Genomic DNA, 21,739 nt, shown 5'->3' with positions numbered 1-21,739 from the left:
TTTCTTTGAATTTGAATGATTCCACTGTTATAGAGCTGTTAGAATGTTTTATAATCAATGCTAATGATGAGCAATTAAAGCAGTTTTATTTGAATAAAGCTATGGAAGCTGATTGTACAGAATTTGAAAATATTATATATGGAACATACCATTGTAACATTTCAAGGGAGAAAATAAATAATATAATTAAGGTGATTGAAGAAGAATACTTGAAAAATAACTATGATTATTTAATAACATCCTTAGCAATACTTTACAATAAAGTTGAAAATGAAGCCTTGTGTAAGTATTACTTAAACCTTTTAGAATCAAATAAAGCTAACCCTTTGATATATGAAGACAAAATATTAGACTTATTAGAAAAAATAAAAAATAATAATTCAAGAGAGTTACCTAATTTGACCAATATATGGGTAAGTGAACATAAGGGATCTTTTAACTATATTTACATGAATGAAAAGAAGTCCTATTCTGTTATATCTTACTCAAAGGAAATCGGCAACAATATGAACATCCTTAAAACCGAATATGGTTCTATTATTTTTGATTGCGGTGCAAAAGTTAATGAATATGGTTGTTATCATATTTCCACTTCGGATTTTATGGATTTTTTAGAACATAATGACATAGAGATTTCAGATATTAAAGCGCTACTAATTTCTCATGCTCATCTGGACCATTATGGAAGTTTAATGGATATAATTAATGCAGGAATATCTCCAGAGATAATATTTATAAATAGATATACTAAAAAACTAATAGAAGAAGTTACTCTAGATATACCTAATTTTCCATTAATTAAGCCTATATCAGAATTCAAAAGCGATGAGTTTACTATAAAAGCCTTTGAAAATGGCCATATATTGGGATCTGAAGGTTATGTAATTACCTTTGATAATATAAATGTTTTTTATACCGGTGACTTTAGTTTACATGATCAACCTATTGTATCAGGAATGAACATAGAAAGTATTAAGAATTATAAACCTATACAGGAACTAGGATTAGCTTGTCTAATAACTGAATCTACATACGGTTTAAAAGATAAATCTCTATCATTTAACGATGCAGCTGAAATTTTAAAACATTTTATTGATATCCTTTTAGAGTTAGGATATAAAATATTTATTCCATCCTTTGCTATTGGTAGGACACAAGAAATAGCAATGTTAATTAATGAAGAAAAATACAGAATTAAAATAGATGGTTTAGCCGCTAAAATTTCATTCGTATATGAAAACCTACTGAAAAACGTAAAGATTTATAATTCCAATATAAAATATATAAATTCTCAACAAATGAAGCTTAACGCCTATGCACATACAGATATTATTCTTTCTAGTTCCGGTATGATTTCAGAAAATAGTACATCTGCTAATTACATTAAGGAAATTCTAGAATCTGATAAAAAAATCGCAATTATTAAGACCGGTTACATTAATAGTGAGTCCTATGGTGAGTATGTATTAAATAAATTAATTGATAACAATAACATTGTATTAGATATACCATTATCAGCACATGCTAGCAAAGAGGATATATTTAAATTAATATCAGAGCTTTCACCAAAAAATGTAGTGGCTATCCACGGTAATGGACTTGGAATAGTCAATGAAACAGAGGAAATACTGCCAGAAATTAATAATAAGGAATTATCTCATATTGAAAATGATATAACAATCAATGAGGCTATTGATAGCAATGAAAAAACAGAGATTTCAATAGATAATGCTGTTTATGAAGTAGAAGAGGAGTTTTTATCTTCCTTAATCAAGGATATTATTGAAAAAGGTGAAATATATCTTGAACATGGAGATAATCTCAATGATTATAGTTCTATGTATAAAAAAATAATACGATATTTAAAGGCAAATCCCAAATATAAAAGAGCTGTTGAAATATGTTTAGGCTTCGGAGAGGATTATTATAAAATACACTGTTATATACGGGATTATTTTAAATAGAATAAAAAAAGTAGCAAGGTAATTTTCTATATAAAAATTACCTTGCTACTTTTTAGGTAAGGGAATAATATCTGTCAGTTTTAATTATTAAAAAGTAAAATTCTCTAAGTAAACATATTAATGTAAATAAATCTTGATGGAATGGATAAGTGCATTATTGAGGCTAATCTCGAAAAGAATAGTTTTTTTAAGAGACACTTTGTAGGAGCATACAGTTCTATATTTCCACCTACTACAGTAGCGGCTACTACATCTATTGATAATGGACTTAGTCCCTGTGAGCATGGATGGCTTGGATGTGATTGTTATTTTCCACAGATAGAAAGAAATGTAACAGTATTTCTTAATACGGATACGGAGACTAAAGAGAGGGTGGCTGAAGAGAGCGTTGCATGGAAATACTATGGGTATTCAAGCGTAATTAATAGGATTAATTCAGCAGGAGGGAAAGCTTATATTGTAGAAAAGGAATAAAGCTTAATGATTATCTAAAGTCGGCTTATAGCTGCTTTTTTATTTTTTGACCTTGTTGAAAGCAGTATTTTCCATACCTTGAAAAATACAAGCTAATGGTTTAGAATTGATATGTATTATTTACGAAGGCAAATATTTTTCAGCTGTTCTTCATATTTCTCATTAAAAAAGAGTTTAGTTTTGATAAATAAAAAATAATAATAGGTTTCAGTATAAAACATCGTCATAACTGATGAGGTTGTGAGGATGATTTTTTATGTTAGAGTATATAAAACATATTGATAATAAACTTAAGGAGTGGAATGATAATGTCTAAATCAAATAGTAAGGAGATATTTGAAGATCTACCGGTGCTTAAAGCCATTAGAATTATGGCTCTTCCCACCATATTCAGTCAAATAATTGTTTTGATTTATAATCTTGCAGATACTTTTTTTGTTGGAAAGACCAATAATCCTTATATGGTTGCAGGGGCTTCACTGATTCTTCCTGTTTTTAATATCTGTTTATCTCTTTCAGGCCTTACAGGCGTTGGGGGAGGTGCTCTAATATCAAGATTGCTTGGGGAAAATAGACAGAATGAAGCAAAAAAAGTATCTTCTTTTATATTCTATCTTTCAATTTTAATAAGTGCTATGTTTTCTTTTGGCATGCTTGTATTTATGAATCCAATTCTTAATCTTCTTGGTGCCAGTGAAAATACCTTTATCTATGCAAAACAGTATGCAATTTGTGTAATTGTGCTTGGTGCCATACCAACAGTGCTTTCAAATGTAATGTCAAATATGCTTCGTAGTGTTGGCATTAGTAAGGAAGCAGGAATTGGTATTACTTTAGGAGGATTAATTAATATAGGTCTTGATCCCTTATTTATGTTTGTGATTATGCCTAAAGGGCAAGAAATATTAGCTGTTGGTATTGCTACATTTATATCAAATTGCATATCTTGTGTCTATTTTTTTGCTGTAATATATAAAATTCGTAAGCGGTCAGTAATTAGTTTTAATATAAAAATAGGGCTACCAGAAAGGAAAAGTATTGTTTCTATACTTAATATTGGCATTCCATCAGCAGTTGGGACATTGTTGTTTGATATAGATTATATTGTTATTGGTAAATTAATGGTTGCTTATAATGATATTGCAATGGCAGCTATAGGAATAGTGTTAAAGGCAGAACGCTTACCTCTCAATGTAGGTATAGGCCTTTGTCAAGCTATGATGCCTATAGTAGCATATAACTATGCTGCTAAAAAGCAAAAGAGAGTAGATGATACTGTTAAATATTCTCTAACTATAGGTTTAATAGTAAGTGCCATAAGTATAATTATGTACGAAATCTTTTCTAAATCAATTATGAATGTTTTTATAGCAGAAGCGCAAACAGTAGCACTAGGAACTAATTTCTTAAGAGTAAGGGTATTAGCAACACCACTAATGTTTTGTAGTTTCTTTACGGTTTTTCTCTTTCAAGGATTGGGGGAAGGCAACAGAGCCTTGTTCCTTAATATTATGAGATGGGCTGTGTTTAATATTCCAATGCTATTTATTCTTAATCATTTTATGGGAATGTATGGTATAGTTTGGTCCCAGGTAACGGCAGATGTATTGACTGTATTACTTTCTTATTACGTTTATTCTAAATATAAGAGAAATTTAAAAACTATAGCAAAAAATCAAATGCAATTATGTTCTTAAATATTAGTAAAGGAGTAACTATAGGATGAAATCAATCTTTAATTATATGAAAAAAGAAATAGTGTTATGCATATCTTTCTTACTTGCTCTTTTATCTATGTTCTTTGTACCTTTGGACAATAAATATATTACTTATATTGATTTTCACACCTTAATTATTTTGTTAAGTTTGATGATTGTTATGGCTGGATTGCGCAGGCTAGGCCTATTTTCCATGATAGGAACTTGGATGTTGAAAAACACAAGTAATGTGCGCAGTTTATCATTAGTTTTGATTTTGCTATGTTTTGGATTTAGTATGCTTATAACCAACGATGTGGCACTGATTACCTTTGTGCCCTTTACCATTGATGTACTAGTGATGGCAGCACTGGAAAAGTATTTGATTCGAATTATTGTATTGGAGACTATTGCAAGTAATTTAGGCAGTATGCTTACTCCAATAGGCAATCCCCAGAACTTATATCTCTTTTCCTTAAGCGGTATGACCTTGAGCGGTTTCATTTCATTGATGTTGCCTTATGCTATACTTTCTTTAATTGGATTATTAATAGCTTCTGTAATACTAATGGACAAGAAATCCATCAAGGTGAAGGTACAATCTCAAACCACACTGACAGCAAGAGAAAAAGGTAAGACTTTTATTTATTTTCTATTGTTTCTCTTTGCTTTGACAAGCGTAACTCATTTAATTTCAGTATATATAGTAGGAGCAGTGATACTATTAGTAGTTTTTATTATGGACCGAAGGATGATTGGAAAAGCAGATTATGCTCTATTACTTACTTTTATTTTTCTGTTTGTATTTATAGGCAATATGAAGCGGATTCCAGAAATCAATCTTTGGCTAAATAGTGTTATACAGGGACAAGAATTACTTACATCGGTATTTGCTAGTCAGGTTATCAGTAATGTTCCTGCAGCTATTCTTCTTTCTGGATTTACCGATAACATATCAACGCTGATTATAGGTACTAACTTAGGAGGTCTTGGAACTATAATTGCTTCTATGGCAAGTTTAATTTCTTTCAAATATTATGGTAAGACAGAAGGAAAGAATAATGGAGCTTATCTTGGAGTGTTTACCTTACTGAATGTATTTTTCTTGGCGGTGCTGTTAATTTTATGTTATTTTTTATTAATGTAAGTTGCTGTATCAGCTGAAAGATTGGTTTGGATTGTAGTTTTGATTTTAGGATTATCAAATATAAGATAAAAATGCATATAATTAAGGGTTTCCAGACATTTAGCCTTTTGACGGTGGCCTTGCTGGATGTGGTAATGTCGGGAAGCCCTTTTTAAATTCTTTATAGCTTTTTATTTAGATTTTATTTTACTGCTATTCTAAAACTTACATAGTAGGTCTATGCAAATTACATAACATTCATTGTCAGCAGCTTGATATGCATAAGATACTGTATTACACAAGTTTCCTGTTGCTTTTGATATGTATGCTGAGGAAGTATAAAATTCTTGCTTATTTTTTATGGCCTGTCGGAAATATTTTTTTGAGCTGTAATCCTGTCCCGGCAAGGCTGGTTTAAAATTATCATCCTGATCTACAATGATCTTTGGATTCATAATGGTGTGACTTAATTGTTTGCCATTTTCATTAATAACATATAGACATTCAACATCACTATGATATTGAATTTCTGTTTCCAGTATCCAATCTATAGATTGAGTAGTAGTTGCATTAAATAGCTTTGTCACTAATTTGCTTATTAGCTCTCTTTTGAATTCCTCCTCTTTGTTTTTATCAGTTACCAGTAAATTTTCTTGTCCAATTATACGAAAACGTTGAAGAACCTTCTCCAAATTATCAGATATGTTTGACAGATTCATTGCTCCTGCGCTATTTTCCTGAGCATAAGCTGCATTATTTTGTACTGCCTCTGATATATTTGTAATAATTGCTGAGGTTTCCTGAAGACTTTCTGCCTGTATATTAGATAGCTCTGCTATTTCTTTACATAAACCAGCTACTCCTTCGATGGAATCTTGTATGTTTTGAAAACTTTCTACGGTTTTTTTTGTGATTTTTGCACTTTCATCCGCTGCAGTTATGCTATTATTAATTAATTGTGTAGTTTCTTTAACAGCTTCACTACTTTTTTGTGCAAGCTTATTAATTTCACTGGCAACTACTGAAAAACCTTGTCCGTTTTCACCAGCTCTTGCAGCTTCAATTGATGCGTTTAAAGCTAACAGTCTGGTCTGTTCAGCAATACCCTTTATTAATTCAATGATATTAGATATATTATCGATGGAGGATTTTACTTTATCCACGGAGGATAGCAGTTCTTTCATATAACTTCTACCGATTTCAGTTTCCTTTGTTATAGCTTCAACGGTTTTGGCAGCTGTTTGAGCATTTGTTGCATTATTTACAGTCTTGTCTGTAATGTCATAAATAGTTGAGGTTAGATCAGAAATCAAAGCTGCCTGCTCAGTGGTGTTTGTAGCCAAAAAGGAGGAGCTGTTCTCAACCTGATTACTCATTGCGTCCATCTCTTTGGATAGCTTATGGATCTCTTCGAATGAAGAATTCATTGAAGATCTTATTTTATAAAGAGCATCTTTAATTGGTAAAAAATCTCCAATATAATGTACATCTTTTGAAAAGGAAACGGTCATATTACCTGCTGAAAGATGAGATAATATATGGGTTATCTCGTCTATGTAGGTATTAAAGGTACTATTGATTTGATTAATATCTTCTGCTAAGTCTTTTAAAAAAGTGAAATGATCTGTATCGATTTTTATGTCTAGGTTACCATTACGCATTTCTTTTGCATGATGTTCTATGCTAAATGCTTCTTCTAAAATTTTCTTTAAATTCTTTTGGCTTCTCATTGTAATTTCCTCCTTTTATATCAACTTTAATAAGCGTATGACATAAAAATACAAAAAAATATGTAAATAATCATATATCAAAAAAAGCAATGAGGCCTAAGCCTCATTGCTTCTAAATTACTATATATTACAAATAAGAAATTGTCAAGATATAGTAATGATTATAGCATTAACTTTTTATAGATTTTAATGTAAATTCCTAAAATATATGTATGTGGATTAATCCGACAAAACAAATATGAATAATATAAAATTATTGTTGACATTGCCACATATTGACATATATAATTAAACATATCCGAAAAGTATGAAATGAATTGAGGTGTTTTTATGATTTTTCTTAAAGAGGTTAGATATCATCACAGACATTTTGACCACACAGGGAATCATCATCATAGAGTAAATACTTTTAACGATTATAATGAGGCAGTAAATGAATATAAGAAGAGTTTTCCTTCAAAGGCGGATGTAATGGAAAATACTCCTGATTATGCTGTAAGAGAAATGCTTGGCTATATGGAGAAAGTAGGTTGCGAGACTTGCTTTGACCGTTTTGATAGTCAAAAACCACACTGCAACTTTGGAATTGCAGGAGTCTGTTGTAGGAATTGCAACATTGGACCCTGTAGAATTACCAAAAAAAGCCCCAGAGGAGTTTGTGGGGCAGATGCTGATTTGATTGTTGCAAGGAATCTTCTCAGATGGGTGGCAGCAGGTGTTGCAGCCCATGGCGCAAGAGGTCGCGAAATTATGTTGGCTCTTAGAGCAGCAGGAGAGGGAGTTTTGAATATACCCATTTATGGAGTAGAGAAGATTAAAAAAACAGCAACTCAGCTAGGTCTTACCACAGAAGGAAAGTCTGTTGAAAAATTGGCAGTAGAAATTGCGGATATTCTCCTTGAGGATTTGTCAAGAACTGTTCCAGATAATCATAAAACTCTCAGCGCTTTTGCAACTAAGGAAAGGATTGATAAATGGAGAGAGCTGGACGTTCTTCCTATAGGAGCTTATCATGAAGTTTTTGAAGCGCTCCACCGAACAACTACTGGAACAGACGGAGACTGGAAAAATATCATGAAGCAGTTTTTGAGATGTGGACTTGCCTTTGCTTGGAGCAGTGTTTTAGGATCCTCAATAGCTATGGATAGTCTCTTTGGCTTACCGGTTAGAAGTACAGTAAAAGCGAACCTGGGAGCGCTTAAGGAGGGCTATGTCAATATAGCGGTCCATGGACATTCTCCCTTATTGGTAAGTGAAATTATTAAACAAGGAAGAAGCGAGAAATACCAACAGTTAGCAAGGGAAAAAGGTGCCCTTGGAATACAGTTTTATGGAATATGCTGCTCTGGTCTTTCAGCTATGTATAGGTATGGAGGCGTTATTCCTTTATCAAATGCAATTGGTGCAGAGATTGTGCTTGGAACTGGTGCTCTTGATTTGTGGGTAGCAGATGTTCAGGACGTATTTCCTTCAATTATGGACGTTGCAAAATGCTTTAAAACTACTGTTGTCACAACCAGTGATTCTGGAAGACTTCCCGGTGCTGAGCATTATGGTTATGACCATCATCATAGCAACATAAATGATACAGAAAAATTAGCAAAAATAATTATTGAAAGAGCTATTGAAAGTTTTGAGGAAAGAAGAGATGTTCCAGTTTTCATTCCACAGTATGAAGTAGATGCGGAAATTGGATTTTCTGTAGAATATGCTATACACCGTTTTGGAAGTATAGATGTTATTGCAGAGGGGTTAAAAAGTGGTAAGATTCGAGGCATTGTTAATCTGGTAGGATGTAATAATCCAAGAGTAATGTATGAAAAGGCAATAACAGAGATAGCCCAAATACTTATTGAAAATAATATTCTGGTGCTTACAAATGGTTGCGCATCCTTTTCACTTTTGAAACTAGGATTTTGCAATGTACAGGCCTTGGAGAAAACCGGCAGTGATTTAAAGGAATTTTTGAAGCCTGATTTACCGCCGGTTTGGCATATGGGGGAATGTCTTGACAATGCAAGGGCTTCAGCATTTTTCAGAGCGTTGGCTGATGCAGCTGGAAAAGATATAAAGGATATGCCCTTTGCCTTTGCCAGTCCTGAATGGTCCAATGAAAAGGGAGTTGCGGCGGCCTTAGGTTTTAGGCTTTTGGGAATAAACTCTTACCATTCTGTATATCCACCGGTACAGGGGTCTGAAAATGTTATGAAATATCTTTTCGAAGATACGAGAGAAACATTGGGCTCAGTAATGGTGGTTGAATTAGATCACTTGAAGCTTGCAGATAGAATAATTAAAGATATAAATGAGAAAAGAAAAGCCTTAAAGTGGGATTGATAGTAGTTAATGGAAAAAGGAGGTATTGAAATGGTTAAAAAAATTTTAGTTGTGTTGCTTATAATACTAACAGTTTTCTCTGGATGTAGCAGTCATGGCAGGGCTGCAAAAACATCATCAGAGCTTAAAACAATAAAAATTGGATATCTACCTATTACTCATGCGCTCCCACTTTATATTGAAAATGAACTATTAAATGAAAATACTAAGAATTTTAAGCTTGAGCTTGTTAAGTTTGGTTCATGGCCTGAGCTAGCAGAGGCCTTGAATGCAGGTAAGATCGATGGTGCCTCCATGCTTATTGAGCTTGCAGTGAAAGCAAAGGAGCAGGGAATTGATCTAAAGGTTGTTGCACTTGGACACAGAGATGGTAATGTGGTGGTAGTGTCAAAGGATATAAACAGTGCAGAAGATTTGAAGGGGAAAAAATTTGCTATACCAAGCAAGCTATCTACCCATAATATTCTTCTATACATTATGCTGAAAAATAAAGGCCTTTCCTACAGTGATGTAAATATTGTAGAATTACCACCTCCTGAAATGCCTGCAGCTCTTTCAGAAGGCAGAATATCAGGCTATTGTGTTGCAGAGCCTTTTGGTGCACAAGCAGTGGCTAATGAGAAGGGAAAAACACTGTATGAGTCCCATGAACTTTGGGAAGGTTCCCATTGCTGTGGTCTCGTTCTTAGAAGCGATTTTATAAAAAATGATAAGGCAGTTGCAGAAGAGTTTGTAAAGGAATATGTAAATGCGGGACTTAAAGCGGAGTTAAAGGATGAAGAAGTGAAAAAAATCACCTCTAAATATTTGAAGGCCGATTCTAAGGTTCTTGATTTATCCCTTCAGTGGATTTCATATGAGAATCTGAGAATGGAAGAAAATGAATATAATGAACTTATAAAGTATATGGTGGAAACGAAGCTTTCTGAAAATCCTCCACAGTATAAGGATTTTGTGGATAATTCATTAATAGATAGGGTGAAGTAATAGTAATGAACATATTAAAAAAGTCAATAAAAGTTATAGTAAGTATATCCTTACTTATAGTTATTTGGCAGTTGGTGGTTATTACAGGAAAATTTGAAAAGTCCCTTCTTCCTTCACCGGCGGTAGTTTTTGATGGGGTAAAAGAAATTATTATGGATGGAACCTTATTTACAAATTTCAAGGTTAGCATTGTCCGTTTTTTAAGTGGTTATCTTGTGGCAGTCCTATCTGGGGTGATTTTAGGTCTCTTACTTGGATGGAATAAAAAGATCTGGTCTTATATAGATCCTATAATTCAAGTGTTAAGGCCTGTCTCGCCTATTGCCTGGTTTCCTTTTATAGTTTTATGGTTTGGTATAGGTGATGCACCGGCAATTGTAACTATTTTTATAGCTGCTTTTTATCCAATACTTCTTTCTACCGTTTCCGGTGTAGGAAATGTAGATGCCATTTATAAGAAAGTTGCGGATAATTTCGGCATAAAGCAACCGGGTCTGTTATTTAAAATTATTCTTCCATCAGCTTTTCCTTTGATTGCAAATGGTCTACATTTAGCTCTTGGATCTGCTTGGGTATTTCTTGTAGCAGGTGAAATGGTAGGTTCACAGTCTGGTTTGGGCTTTATGATTATTGACGCAAGGAACTCCCTAAGGTCTGACTTGGTATTAGCTGGAATAATTATTATTGGAATTTTGGGACTTTTACTGGATCGTTTGGTAGGATTTCTTGAAAACAAAATAAAAAGACAATGGGGAGTATTCTCGGAGGTGAGAAACTAAGAATGTATATTTCAATTAACGATGCATCTCGCGAATATTTGATAAAAGGTAAAGGAAAGAGTGCAGCCCTTCATAAAGTGAATCTGGAAATAGATAAAGGCGAATTCATCTGTCTTTTGGGGCCAAGTGGATGTGGAAAATCAACACTGTTGAATCTAATAGCCGGTTTTGACAGACCAACTTCAGGCCTTGTCAGGATTAATGGAGAAGTTGTTACAAAGCCTTCTGAAAATAGAATTACCATATTTCAGAATTACGGTTTACTTCCATGGAGGAATGTTTTAAGAAATGTGGAATTAGGACTGGAGGCCAAGAAGATCCCTAAGAAGCAAAGAAGAGTTATTGCTGAAGAGTATATTGAACTTGTGGGGCTTTCCAAATATAAGAATCATTATCCAGCACAGCTTTCAGGTGGAATGCAGCAAAGAGTGGCATTGGCAAGGGCATTAGCGGTGGATCCGGAGATACTTCTTATGGATGAGCCTTTCGGTGCACTTGATGCAATGACTCGAATGACCATGCAGGATGAGATTGAGAGGGTATGGTTAGAAAAGAAGAAAACAATAATTTTTGTAACACATGATATTGAAGAGGCGGTGTTTCTTGCGGACAGAATAGTGATAATGACTCCTTCTCCTGGTAGAATAAAAAGCATAATTAAGGTGCCTTTAGGTAGGAAAAGAGACAGAACCGGAGCTGATTTTTTAAAAATTAGGGACAGGGTATTTGAGGAATTTGGATTAAAAGATTCTATAGAATTGGATTATTATTTGTAAAGTTTATTTTCTATAATCTTTAAAGTAATCAAAGGTTTATGGTTTAAAATCAAAGGTTTCCATACTTTCAGTAATAAATACTGATTGTAGGAAACCTTATTTTTTATCTTAATGTTATTGGTTTTCTTTAATTTTTGGATAAAAAATTAATTTCTTTAAGGATTCTTTAAATTTTTTCTTTATAGTAAATATCAAATAAAAGAAAGGGAGATGTTTATGAATTCCTATATTTTGCAAACAAAAAACTTATGTAAGGATTTTAAAAAGCAACGAGTTGTTAATAACATATCCTTATCTGTAATGAAAAATTCTATTTACGGTTTACTGGGTCCTAACGGAGCAGGTAAATCTACTACCTTAAAGATGATTGCTGGGATGCTCCATCCTACTTCAGGAAAAATTTTATTTGAAGGACATCAATGGAGCCGAAGTGATCTTACGAATATAGGGGCTTTGATCGAGAATCCTCCAATTTATGAGAATCTCACTGCTTGGGAAAATCTAAAAGTACGTACACTTCTTTTGGGCTTACCAGATGCTCGAATTGATGAAGTCTTGAAAATTGTTGATCTGACCAATACAGGAAAAAAGCGTGCAGGACAGTTTTCTATGGGAATGAAGCAGCGTCTTGGCATTGCCATTGCATTACTGAACCATCCGAAACTGTTAATCTTGGATGAACCTACTAATGGTTTGGATCCAATAGGTATTCAAGATTTGAGAAGACTGATTAGATCTTTCCCAGAACAGGGAATTACGGTGCTTCTGTCAAGTCATATTCTATCTGAAGTGGAACAGATTGCTGATCATATCGGTATTATCAGTAATGGAATATTGGGCTACGAAGGAAAAATCAACCCAGGAGAAGATTTGGAATCATTGTTTATGCAGGTTGTTGCAAACAGTAAAGTAAAAAGGTAGGTGATTAGAATGATGGATTATATTAAAGCAGAAAATCTGAAATGCCGCAGAACTTTTGCAAAGAAATTGGTTTTAATTGCACCTTTCTTAATGTTGTTACTTGCAGGTATTTCTGGCATATATTATGTACAAAATGGCTATAACTGGTGGTATATAATTATATTACCTGGTTATATTACCCTTATCACAGCATTAGTTAACCAGATAGAAGAGAGAAAAAAGGGTTATCGCACAATCTTTGCACTTCCCCTTTCACTTAAAAAAGTCTGGATTTCCAAAGTTATTGTCCTTGTCATATATGTTTCATCGGCTTGTATTTTACACCTTTCGGGGATGATCTTAGGGAAGTTATTTATAAATCCTACAAGCTTCATCTCTATGGCACAGATGGTAATGGCAACCTTGATATTAATTCTTGTATCCCTTTGGCAGATTCCATTTTGCCTTTTTCTTTCAAAAAAATTTGGTTTGATGACCACAGTGATTATAAACCTTGTCATGGGGATTGGGTTAAGTATTTTCATGGCAACAGAAAATTTATGGTGGCTTTGCCCATATAGCTGGGCAGCACGACTAATGTGTCCAGTGCTTGGTGTCTTACCAAACGGTACTACGGTTGTGCAGGGTGATAATTTACTTAATCCAAGTGTTATTCCAATGGGGATTGTTCTTTCTTTTGTGTTGTTTCTTCTGATTCTAATCATCACTGCAAATTGGTTTCAGAAACAGGAGGTAAAGTAATATGCATACTTTTATACGCTGTATTCGTTCAGACTTTTATAAATTTAAGCATACGTCCATGCTATGGATACATATATTGATTCCTTTGATAACAGCCATTTTGTTTATTACTTATTACTCCGAATCCCCTTGGAATGTTGATGCAAAAATCAGTGGATATCTTGAGGTAATCGGTGTAGGATTTCCCTTAATAATAGGGCTTATCACAGCTAAAACAGTAGATCAAGAAGGAGAAGCTGGTAACTTTCAGAATATGTTGTGTGGGGCAAAATCACCGGTGGCATTATACGTCAGTAAGTTAATAGTTCTGCTTTTGTTAGGAACTTTATCAATTATAATTGCAATAGGAATTTTTGCACTCGGTTTTAAGGCAATGCCAGCTATAATTTACATAAAAGCAGGTGCATTGCTGATAAGTGGAAGTGTTTTTGTCTATATTTTGCATCTGTTTGTTAGTCTCAAATATGGCAGGGGAAGTTCTATAGGTCTTGGAATAGTAGAGAGCCTGATTTCTGCATTAGCTTTAACGGGATTTGGAGATGGGAAATGGTATTATATTCCTTGTACCTGGAGTAGTCGTCTTTGTGACAGTCTTGTTTTCACATGGTTAAATCCAGCAATGAGCTTTGGATATGAAGAAATACAGAAATGCTTAATAGTGGCAGCTTCTGCAACTTTAGCTGCCTTTATCTTAAGCCTTTTTTGGTTCAAAAGATGGGAAGGGAGAAAATCTTACGATTAAAAAAATTGGTGTTTTATAGGAAAAGAAAATTTTAATTCACATTGTATTTTAATTTTACTAAAAATACTGATTCAAATATCAAAATTTACATCTGCAAATATATAATTTCTTCATTTATAATAAGGGTATATATTCTTGGAAGAGAAGTTAAAAGGAAGTGAGGGGTATGTCAAAAATATTAGTTATTGATGATGAACCAGATATTTTGGTTCTTATAAAAAAGGCGTTAGAAAAAGATGGACATCTTGTAACCACTGCTTCATCACCTGACAAGGTGGAATTAAGTAGCTTGAATCAGTTTAATTTATTATTGCTGGATGTTATGATGCCCAATATTGATGGCTTTACTTATTGCCAAACTGTGAGGAAGCTTGTAGATTGTCCTATCCTCTTTCTAACTGCTAAAACCATGGAAACTGATGTGATATATGGTTTAGGTTTAGGTGCCGATGATTACATAAAAAAGCCCTTTGGAATAGGAGAATTGAGAGCTAGGGTAAATGCACATCTGCGCAGAGAAAACCGTGAAAAACGTAATGTATTAGCTATATCAGGTTTGGAATTTAATCTTTTGGCAAAAGAAGTATTAGTTAATGAACAGAAGTTACCTTTTACAAAAATTGAGTATGATATTTGTGAGTTTCTAGCGAAAAATCGAGGCCAGGTTTTTACTAAGGAGCAAATTTACGATGCTGTACGGGGCTATGATGCTGAAGGCGATAGTTTTACCATTGCTGTTCATATAAAAAATATTAGGTCAAAGTTAGCTGCATTTAAGCTTGCTCCAATTTCTACTGTATGGGGGATTGGATACAAATGGGACTGATAAGTAAAAATATTAGACTTAGAACATTTTTTGTGCGGTATTTATTAGCTCTTTTTGTAGGCTTCTTGTTAATTGTATTGATTATTGTAGGCATATTTTTTATTTCACTAAAAACAGGCTTTATTATTTCAGTGGGAGAGGTAGAAGCAGATATTCAAAGTAAAAGAAATGAAATTGCTTCTGCAAAAATAGTAAGTGAGGAACTGATTCCTGAAACCTGCCAATATGCTGTGCTAAGCAAAAATGGGGAGTTTTTATTAGGGAGTATGGCTAAATTGGAAGCTGATAATGCATGGAAGGAAATTGAAAGTGGAAGAAGAAGTTCAGGTATATTCCTTATGAATGGTTTAAATCCACAATGCTATTTTCCAATTGAAAGGCAGAATGAGATTGTTATTCTTAAATACTCAGCCTTGACCCAGTTTTCTAGTAAATTCTTGCGAAAGCATCTTCCACCACCGGTAATACTTGTTTTCTTGATAATTTTTGTTTCTATACCAGTGGAAATTATCCTACTTTCTCGGTTTTATGCTAGAAAGATCAGCCGTAAACTTATTCCTCTGCAAATTGCTACAGAGAAAATTGAGAATAAAGATCTTGAATTTGAAGTTCAGTTTAGTGGTATACAAGAAATAGACATAGCTTTACAGTCTTTAGAAAGTATGAAAACTGACTTAAAGCGGTCGCTGGAAATGCAATGGAATATTGAGCAAAAGCGAAAAATGCAGATTTCTGCCTTGGCCCATGATATAAAAACTCCCCTTACTGTTGTAAGAGGAAGCGCAGAAATGTTGAAGGATACTAATCAGACAGAAGAACAGAAGGAGTTTATTAATTATATTTTGAAAAATGCCAATCAAATGGAGCAATATGTGCAGATGTTGATTGAATTATCCAAAGCAGAGGATGGATATATATTTAAGCGGGAAAAGGTCAATACTAGAACTTTTTTAGATGAATTATACAGTAAAATCCATGCACTAGTTTCAATAAAAAATTTAAAAACTGAGTTTCAAGAAAAGAATTTGCCGGAGATTATGAATATTGACAGTTCTTTGATGCAAAGAGCAATTATGAATATTACATCCAATGCGGTAGATTACACACCGGAGGGTGGAGTGATTAAGTTTTATGCATTAGCAGAAAATTATAGATTTCAATTTATAGTTGAGGACAGTGGAAAAGGATTTTCTACAGAAGATTTGAAAAAGGCAAAAATGCAGTTTTATCAGGGGGATTCCAGTCGTAGTTCTAAATCACATTACGGTATGGGCTTATTTATTGCCGATTCCATTGTAAGGCAACATGGAGGTTCCCTTAGCTTAGCTAATACAGAAAAAGGTGGTGCAAGGGTAACCATTGAATTTTAAGTATAATACTAATGTGTTACATATTTCTGTATAAGAAAAATTATCATTAATTAATAAATTAATAATTTTCTAATGTAAATCTTATGGTTAGTTGCACGCCTTCTAACTACAATGGGGGTGTTGCAATTATTTTTTTGTGCAACTTCAGTGTTAAATAAAAGTAAAAATAAATTACTGAATTGGAGTTGATAAATTTTTGTATTTTAAATTTTATGCTTTAGCTATAATTTATTATTTTTAATACTTTTCTTGTTATTTAGTAGGAAAATGTTGCAAAAGCAAGAAATTTGAAATATATTATAATATATAGTCAAATGTTTATAACTTATACCTGTGAATTTTAGTAAGAAGGAAGTTAAAGATACATTTGTAACTCTTTTTTTTGTTTTTAATTGTATATTGGCTTTGAGGCTTGAAAACGATTTTGATTAGTGTTCTAGTGTTAGCTTTTGGAATTAGCTAGCTTATGGATATTTAGTTAAAGGGGTAAATTTAATTATGCCTAAATATTATGTACTAATTAATCCTATTTCATATAATGGTAGAGAAAATGAATGTATTAAAAGATTAAGCTCATTTCGATTTGACGGTGATCTTATATTTTTTGATATAAGGTCAATTTCAAATTATTCAAAAATAATTGAAGCTCTTGATCCAGAAGATTCCGTAATTATTTGTGGTGGGGACGGTACACTGAATAGACTTATAAATGATATGGATTCTATGGAATTGAAAAATAAAATATTATATTATATTATGCCTGCGGAAATGGTAATGATTTTGTTCGGGATATCGGTTTAGCTCCTGGTGATAGACCTATTGAAATAAATAGATATTTAAAAAATCTTCCCTATGTAACTGTAAAAGGAGATACATATAAGTTTTTAAATAATGTGGGCTTTGGTATTGATGGTTACTGCACCCAGATAGGGGATGAAATGCGTAAAGCACAAAAAGAAAATATCAATTATACTGCTATTGCCATAAAGGGACTTTTGGGAGGGTTTCATCCCGTAAATGCCGAAGTAACGGTAGATGGAAAAATTGAGCATTTTAATAAAGTTTGGTTGGCACCAACAATGAAAGGTAGATTTTATGGTGGTGGTATGATGCCAACACCGCAACAGGATAGACAGGATCCTGATGAAAATTTATCCCTTATGGTCTTTCACTGTAAAAGAAAATTAAAGTCACTGGCAGTCTTTCCTTCTATTTTTCAAGGGGAGCATGTAAAGTATACCGACCTAGTAAAGATCTTTACAGGAAAGGATATCAGGGTTAAATTTGATCGTCCATGCCCCTTGCAGATTGACGGTGAAACTATTCTTGATGTTTCAGAATATCATGTAATAGCAGAATCCGTAGTAAGAAATAAAAAACTAGAAATGGCATATGTTTAATATGAATTATATATATGTATACTAAAAAATGTGGACAAGGGTTTTGACAAGAAAAAAATCTTTCAGAAGAGAGGATCTATAAATGGACTGTATATTTTACATTTTACTTTCTTTAATTGGTATTATATTTCTTTTTATTTTATTCACTATTTTTTGTAGCTTTGCTGTCAGAAAGGATAAAGAATATACTAAAGACAGTAAATTGTATCGTTTTTTACTAAACATTTGGTCAGCCATAGTTATTCGTTTTGCTAGGATAAAGTTTGAGTATTCTGGTCTTGAAAATATTCCTTCTGACTGTAATTTTTTAATTGTAGGGAATCATCGTTCTAATTTTGACCCAATCATTACTTGTTACGCTTTAAGAAAATACCCTATTGCATTTGTTTCAAAAGGAGAAAATTTTAAAATACCTTTTTTCGGACGAATTATACGAAAATGTTGCTTTATGGAAATTGATCGAGAAAATCCGAGAAATGCTATGAGAACAATAAATCGAGCAACAGAATTGCTTAAAAATTGTAATCTTTCCGTGGGAATATATCCGGAAGGAACCCGTAATAAGACAGAAGAATTACTTTTACCCTTTCACAATGGTGTTTTCAAAATTGCTCAAAAAAGCAATGTGCCCATTGTAGTTATTACTTTGATAAACACTGAAAAAATAGCAAAGAATTTTCCTTTACGTTCTACCAAGGTGAGAGTTGAAGTATCAAAGGTGATTCCAGCGGATTTAGTAACTGCCTGTCGCACAACGGAAATAAGTGAGATGGTAGAAAAAAGTATTTGTAAGAGCTATGAATATAATACTTAGCATTGTAAAATGAAATTATATTTTTTAACATAATTAATACCTTCGATATACCTTTATAGGAATATATCGGAGGTATTTTTATGCTACATATTGGAAAGTGAGCTTAAAAAAAAATTGCCTTTTTTTTATTTATGATTTTACTAAGACAGACCTATGTTCTATGTATGTGTTAAAATCTAAATAATAGCGAAAGGAGATAAAAGGTATGAGTAGTACAGCAACAAAGGAAAATAGAATGTTAGAGATTTTCTTTAGAGCTATGAAAGTGGAAAATATATCTGTAAAAAGTTTGGCCCAGGAGTACGGTGTTTCTATCAAAAGTATTTTAAGGGATATAAGTGAGATTAAAAATTTTCTATATGAAAATCGAGAACTTGTAGGCAACACTTAATTTAAGTATGAGGCTAATACTAAATCTTATTATCTTGAATTTGATAATTTCCTGCTTAGCAAAGAATTGATTTCCATTATTAAAATGATGATAGGATGTAGAGCTCTTAGTAAGATGGAGATTTTTGAGATTATTTCAAAACTTAAAAACTTCACTTCATATAACGATAGAAATATGCTTGAAAAAATAATCATGAAAGAAATGTATCATTACAATGAGGTCAAGCATGATTGCCAGAGTGTTATCGACAATCTATGGCAGTTAACTAGATGTATATATAAAAAGATGGAAATAACTGTTGGCTATTATAAAATGAATCGGGAGATGGTAAAGAGAAGGCTAATGCCAGTTGCAATCACTTTTTCAGATTATTATTTTTACTTGATTGCTTATAGGTGCGATGAAAATGACTGGAAGCTTTTGTATTACCGTGTACATAGAATTGTAGATGTAGTTGAACATAGAAAACACTTTGAAATAGATAAGGAACATGATTTTGATGAAGGTGAACTGAGAAGTAAAATCCAATTTATGTTTGCTGGTGAATATAAAAAAATTAGATTTGAATATACTGGAAGTTGTTTGCAGGTAATTTTAGATAAAATACCAACGGCTAGGGGTATAGATCGAGTTAGAGATAGGGCTATCATAGAAGCAGAAACTTTTGGAACAGGAATAAATATGTTTTTGCTATCCCAAGGGAGAAAGGTAAAAGCATTATATCCTGAAAGTTTTGTCAATGAGATGAAAGAGGAAATTGAGAATATGTCCAATTTGTATAAATGTTGAAATTTCCATGATTGTACCTTAGAATTTAATCATATTCGATAAATTTCAGATTATTAGCTTGAAGACAATTCTAAATTGGAAGGACGATAGAATATGGAAAGTAAAAATGCCTTTGTTAGTGATGGACAAGCGGTTAGTGAAGAATTATTAGACTCTTTTGACTTTGATGAACTGGAAATAAAACTTGAAAGTCAATTAGAAGAAGAACTTATGGGATTAGAATTTTTGATAGAGGAAAAAGAGAAAATAGGAAATGCAGATAAGCTTGGAAATGTCATTATGGATGTTGTTTGGGAACAGTTTATGAATCAAATTGCTGTTACTGCTGGGGAGGATTTTATTAAAGAGAATAATGGATTAACCCTTGATTTACGAAAAGAAGCTCATATTCAAACAACTGAAAATTTTGCAAAAGGCAAGATTGCAACACATAATACTAAAATTGATTATCAAGAGCGATATGATAGATGGCAAAAAAATTTTCAAAAGGATCCTAATTTGGAGCATAAAAATGAAAATTATAGATACAACAAAGAATATAAGGTTTGGGAAAAATTAGATAATAGAAGTGGCTCTTGGAAAAAGGTATTAAATAAAGGGGCACGAGATGATTTTGATAAAGGTCGACCAACTGGTAATAATACAGATAACACCAATATGGATCACATTATTTCTGCAGCAGAAATTATTAGAGATCCTGCCGCTAATGCACACATGACAAGAGAAGAGCAGATAGCTTTTGCTAATAGTGAGAAAAACCTTAATTTAATGAATTCCGCCGCTAACCAATCTAAGGGGGATTCCACTATGAAGGAATGGTTAGATAGCAAAAGAGATGGAAAAAAACCATCAGAACGATTTAATGTAGATGAAGAAGATTTGCTTAAAAAAGACAAAGCGGCCAGAGAAGAATACGAAAAACTAAAAAAAGAAGCTGAGAAAAGATCTATTGAAGCGGGAAAACAGTCTCGAAAGGAAGAGGCCTTTCGTATTGGAGGGAAAGCACTTAGAGCTGTGCTTATGCGGTTGCTTGCTGATTTTGTTAAGGAAATTGTTGGTAAGACTGTTAAGTGCTTAAAGTCTACTAAAAAGAACTTAAGTACTCTTATAGATAGTTTAAAAGAGGCTATTCATTCTTTTATAAGTAAAATGCAAACCCATCTCATTAATGCGGGAAATACTTTGGTTACCACTGTTGCAACAGCTATTATTGGTCCTGTTGTTGGAACTATAAAAAAGGTATTTATGTTGTTAAAGCAGGGGTGGAAAGCTTTAAAAGATGCTGTTAATTACATAAAGAATCCTGAGAATAAAGGTAAGCCTATTGGTCGGCTAATTCTTGAAACAGGTAAAATAATAATAGCAGGACTAACTGGAGCGGGAGCAATAGTACTAGGAGAAATTATTGAAAAAGGATTATCTGCAATACCTATATTTGCAATACCTATACCTTTAATTGGTACTCTCTCTAATGTCTTGGGAGTATTTTTTGGTTCTGTAGTTTCTGGAATTGTAGGTGCTATAGCAATAAATTTTATTGAAAAAAGAATTGAAAAAAGGCAAAAATCAGATATTATTGATGCTCAAGTGAAGAAGAGTAATGAGATTCTAAATCTTCAACACCAAGTTGCTATTGTAAGTGAGGCAAAATTAGAACAGACTAAGTTAAATGTAACAAAAGATATAAAAGAACGTCATATTGCCGCATCAAATATGATGCGTGAATCTTTAGAAAACATTTTGGCAAACTGCGAGGAAGATAAATCTATACAGGATACATTTAATGATATAGATAATCTACTTGATGAATTGGAAGGAGATTTATTATGAAAAAAACATTGTGGATAATTGGAGGTATATTAACTGCTAGTACAG

Annotated in this window: 20 protein-coding genes; 19 read left to right on the top strand and 1 reads right to left on the bottom strand. The window is 32.9% G+C overall.

From position 1 onward, the window contains the following. Window positions 1-5: 5 nt before the first annotated feature. From N3C_RS10650 to N3C_RS10635, 4 genes are all read left to right on the top strand, one after another. Window positions 6-1,964, top strand: a complete 1,959-nt coding sequence (locus N3C_RS10650) for an MBL fold metallo-hydrolase (RefSeq protein WP_074366014.1) — start codon at window positions 6-8, stop codon at window positions 1,962-1,964. Between the two features lie 141 nt (window positions 1,965-2,105). After that, on the top strand, window positions 2,106-2,438 hold the full coding sequence (locus N3C_RS10645; RefSeq protein WP_242944087.1) for a hypothetical protein: 333 nt from the start codon (window positions 2,106-2,108) through the stop codon (window positions 2,436-2,438). A gap of 308 nt (window positions 2,439-2,746) precedes the next feature. Then, window positions 2,747-4,135: an MATE family efflux transporter gene (locus N3C_RS10640; RefSeq protein WP_074366013.1), complete on the top strand. Its 1,389-nt coding sequence runs from the start codon at window positions 2,747-2,749 to the stop codon at window positions 4,133-4,135. Window positions 4,136-4,160: 25 nt separating this feature from the next. After that, a complete protein-coding gene (locus N3C_RS10635; RefSeq protein WP_074366012.1) occupies window positions 4,161-5,282 on the top strand; it encodes an SLC13 family permease in 1,122 nt (373 codons plus the stop codon). A gap of 197 nt (window positions 5,283-5,479) precedes the next feature. On the opposite strand, the gene N3C_RS10630 is transcribed toward N3C_RS10635, so the two are convergent. Continuing rightward, the gene (locus N3C_RS10630) at window positions 5,480-6,991 is read right to left on the bottom strand and encodes a methyl-accepting chemotaxis protein (RefSeq protein ID WP_074366011.1); all 1,512 of its coding nucleotides are present in this window, start codon (window positions 6,989-6,991) and stop codon (window positions 5,480-5,482) included. Between the two features lie 330 nt (window positions 6,992-7,321). Here N3C_RS10630 and cooS point away from each other — a divergent pair, with 330 nt between their 5' ends. The 15 genes from cooS to N3C_RS10555 all read left to right on the top strand — a co-directional run bounded on the left by cooS (window position 7,322) and on the right by N3C_RS10555 (window position 21,694). Continuing rightward, the gene (cooS, locus tag N3C_RS10625) at window positions 7,322-9,328 is read left to right on the top strand and encodes an anaerobic carbon-monoxide dehydrogenase catalytic subunit (RefSeq protein ID WP_074366010.1); all 2,007 of its coding nucleotides are present in this window, start codon (window positions 7,322-7,324) and stop codon (window positions 9,326-9,328) included. Between the two features lie 30 nt (window positions 9,329-9,358). Further along, entirely contained in the window at window positions 9,359-10,315 is a 957-nt protein-coding gene (locus tag N3C_RS10620; RefSeq protein WP_074366009.1) for an ABC transporter substrate-binding protein, read from the top strand. A gap of 5 nt (window positions 10,316-10,320) precedes the next feature. Further along, complete coding sequence (locus N3C_RS10615; RefSeq protein WP_074366008.1) at window positions 10,321-11,094, top strand: ABC transporter permease; 774 nt, start codon at window positions 10,321-10,323, stop codon at window positions 11,092-11,094. Window positions 11,095-11,096: 2 nt separating this feature from the next. Further along, complete coding sequence (locus N3C_RS10610) at window positions 11,097-11,870, top strand: ABC transporter ATP-binding protein (RefSeq protein WP_074366007.1); 774 nt, start codon at window positions 11,097-11,099, stop codon at window positions 11,868-11,870. Between the two features lie 216 nt (window positions 11,871-12,086). Next, entirely contained in the window at window positions 12,087-12,791 is a 705-nt protein-coding gene (locus N3C_RS10605) for a lantibiotic protection ABC transporter ATP-binding protein (protein WP_074366006.1), read from the top strand. Window positions 12,792-12,803: 12 nt separating this feature from the next. Further along, on the top strand, window positions 12,804-13,532 hold the full coding sequence (locus tag N3C_RS10600) for a lantibiotic immunity ABC transporter MutE/EpiE family permease subunit (protein WP_242944086.1): 729 nt from the start codon (window positions 12,804-12,806) through the stop codon (window positions 13,530-13,532). A gap of 1 nt (window position 13,533) precedes the next feature. Next, window positions 13,534-14,274: a lantibiotic immunity ABC transporter MutG family permease subunit gene (locus N3C_RS10595; protein ID WP_074366004.1), complete on the top strand. Its 741-nt coding sequence runs from the start codon at window positions 13,534-13,536 to the stop codon at window positions 14,272-14,274. A 166-nt stretch (window positions 14,275-14,440) separates the two neighbouring features. After that, the gene (locus N3C_RS10590; protein ID WP_074366003.1) at window positions 14,441-15,100 is read left to right on the top strand and encodes a response regulator transcription factor; all 660 of its coding nucleotides are present in this window, start codon (window positions 14,441-14,443) and stop codon (window positions 15,098-15,100) included. Further along, window positions 15,091-16,470 carry a sensor histidine kinase gene (locus tag N3C_RS10585; protein WP_074366002.1) on the top strand — a complete coding sequence of 460 codons (1,380 nt, stop codon included), beginning with the start codon at window positions 15,091-15,093 and terminating at the stop codon, window positions 16,468-16,470. The genes N3C_RS10590 and N3C_RS10585 overlap by 10 nt, the downstream gene beginning before the upstream one ends. A gap of 498 nt (window positions 16,471-16,968) precedes the next feature. Then, on the top strand, window positions 16,969-17,271 hold the full coding sequence (locus tag N3C_RS10580) for a diacylglycerol kinase family protein (RefSeq protein ID WP_074366001.1): 303 nt from the start codon (window positions 16,969-16,971) through the stop codon (window positions 17,269-17,271). Window positions 17,272-17,363: 92 nt separating this feature from the next. Further along, entirely contained in the window at window positions 17,364-17,870 is a 507-nt protein-coding gene (locus N3C_RS10575; RefSeq protein ID WP_074366000.1) for a diacylglycerol/lipid kinase family protein, read from the top strand. 82 nt (window positions 17,871-17,952) lie between these two features. Then, on the top strand, window positions 17,953-18,684 hold the full coding sequence (locus N3C_RS10570) for a lysophospholipid acyltransferase family protein (protein ID WP_074365999.1): 732 nt from the start codon (window positions 17,953-17,955) through the stop codon (window positions 18,682-18,684). A 205-nt stretch (window positions 18,685-18,889) separates the two neighbouring features. Continuing rightward, window positions 18,890-19,075, top strand: coding sequence for an HTH domain-containing protein (locus tag N3C_RS10565; RefSeq protein ID WP_074365998.1), 186 nt, complete (start codon window positions 18,890-18,892; stop codon window positions 19,073-19,075). Window positions 19,076-19,162: 87 nt separating this feature from the next. Continuing rightward, a complete protein-coding gene (locus N3C_RS10560; RefSeq protein WP_178377807.1) occupies window positions 19,163-19,864 on the top strand; it encodes a helix-turn-helix transcriptional regulator in 702 nt (233 codons plus the stop codon). 93 nt (window positions 19,865-19,957) lie between these two features. Further along, complete coding sequence (locus tag N3C_RS10555) at window positions 19,958-21,694, top strand: AI-2E family transporter (protein ID WP_074365996.1); 1,737 nt, start codon at window positions 19,958-19,960, stop codon at window positions 21,692-21,694. The last annotated feature ends 45 nt before the right edge of the window (window positions 21,695-21,739 follow it).

Origin of the sequence: Clostridium sp. N3C (assembly GCF_900095445.1) — a bacterium.
GTDB lineage: Bacteria > Bacillota > Clostridia > Clostridiales > Clostridiaceae > Clostridium_AU.
The sequence above is the reverse complement of the archived record's forward strand: the minus strand, read 5'-3'. Positions and strand labels throughout refer to the sequence as shown.